The sequence below is a fragment of the Streptomyces sp. NPDC048479 genome (genome assembly GCF_040651435.1).
Classification (GTDB): Bacteria; Actinomycetota; Actinomycetes; order Streptomycetales; family Streptomycetaceae; genus Streptomyces.
On record NZ_JBEZKA010000122.1, the window covers coordinates 1 to 1,456 of the forward strand.

Sequence of the window (1,456 nt, forward strand, 5' to 3'; positions counted from 1 at the left end):
CGCGACGTCCTTGAACGTCCGCCTGCCCGCCGAGGCCCGCCACAACACGATCGCGTCGGACCGGAACTCCGGACTGTACTTCGAGGGCCGTGCCATGTGGATCTACACCTTCCTGGACCATCAAGATCCATTATCAGGTGTGCCCACGCCACGGGGATCACCTCACACCATGCCTGGCCCCAACCCGCCCACACCGGCGCCCAAGCCATCCGCATCACACGACCTCAACCCGCAAACCCATAACGCAACGGCATGACTCTGTTGGTGATGTTGATGGGGTCATGCGGCGGCGGTGCACAGAGCGCGGAAGTGACTTGACCGGCGGTGGGTTGTCGGTGGGGTGTTGATCCAGTCGGAGATGCGGGCGACGTTGCAGGCCAGTGCGGTTAACATGTGCTGGACGTGGGTTTTCGTCAGGCCGCGGTAGCGGGAGCGGCGCAGGCCGTGGGCGCGGACGTTCTGCGAGAGGGTGGCTTCGATACCAGCCCGGATCGCGTAGCGGTGCTGCCACTCTGCGGTGGTCTGGTCGAGGCGGTTGCGCATCTGGATCTCGTGGAGTTCGCGTGTGGGCAGCAGGGCGAGGGCTCTTGGCCGGGTGGCGGAGGTGGTGCACTGTGGGCGGACCGGGCAGGCCAAGCAGTCGGACTTGGCGAACTTGACCTGGATGTAGTCGTGCCCACTGATCCGCAGGGGTCTCCACTCCCGGCTGACCGCTCCCTGGGGGCAGGCGGCCTGGTGGCGGTCCCAATCGACGGGGAAGGCCGATTTCGCGAAGCCCGAACCGGCCTTGGCCTGGCGGCTGTTGTCGGGGACTACGGGGCCGAGCAGGGTGATTCCGTGTACTCGCTGGGCTCGCTCGATGTGCGCCGGGGTGACGTAGCCGGCATCGACGACGTGCTCACACGGCAGCAACTCCCGCTCGGCGAGGGCGTCATGGATAGTCGCGGTCATCTGTACGTCTTGCACGGTGGAGAGTGTCGTGGCCACGTGGACCACCAGCTCGGGGCGCTCTTCGTCGCAGGACTCGGTCAGATGGACGCGGTAGCCGCTCCAGGCGGTGTCCCGTTTGACGCAGTAGTGCGCATCGGTGTCATACGGGGAGTCGAACCGCAGCGAGGCGGGTGGCAGGGCATGACCGTCTCGCCAGCACAGGCGTGCGCGCGCATCCCAGTAGTAGTGATGGACCCACACCTGACGGAGGATCTCTACCTGCGGCAGCAGCCGCAGGTGAGGCGGGGCGGACGCGGCCCAGGCAGCGGCAAGGATCTTCTGCCCGTCCCGGCCGGTCTGCTCGGCCCGCTCGGTCACCGCCGCCTTCCCGCCCGGCAGCTTGCCGATCTCCACCTTCCGACCGTACCGCTTGTCCGCGTACGACCTCAGATCCAGAGCTGCGTACGACCTCACATACAGAACTCGGCTGGGGTGATCATGCCACGTTGGCGCCTCCTTCGAGGGC

Annotated in this window: 1 protein-coding gene; it reads right to left on the reverse strand. The window is 66.7% G+C overall.

What is annotated here, in order from left to right; genetic code table 11:
- Nucleotides 1-279: 279 nt before the first annotated feature.
- On the reverse strand, nucleotides 280-1,344 hold the full coding sequence (locus tag AB0D12_RS41320; protein WP_362695258.1) for a transposase: 1,065 nt from the start codon (nucleotides 1,342-1,344) through the stop codon (nucleotides 280-282).
- Nucleotides 1,345-1,456: the final 112 nt, after the last annotated feature.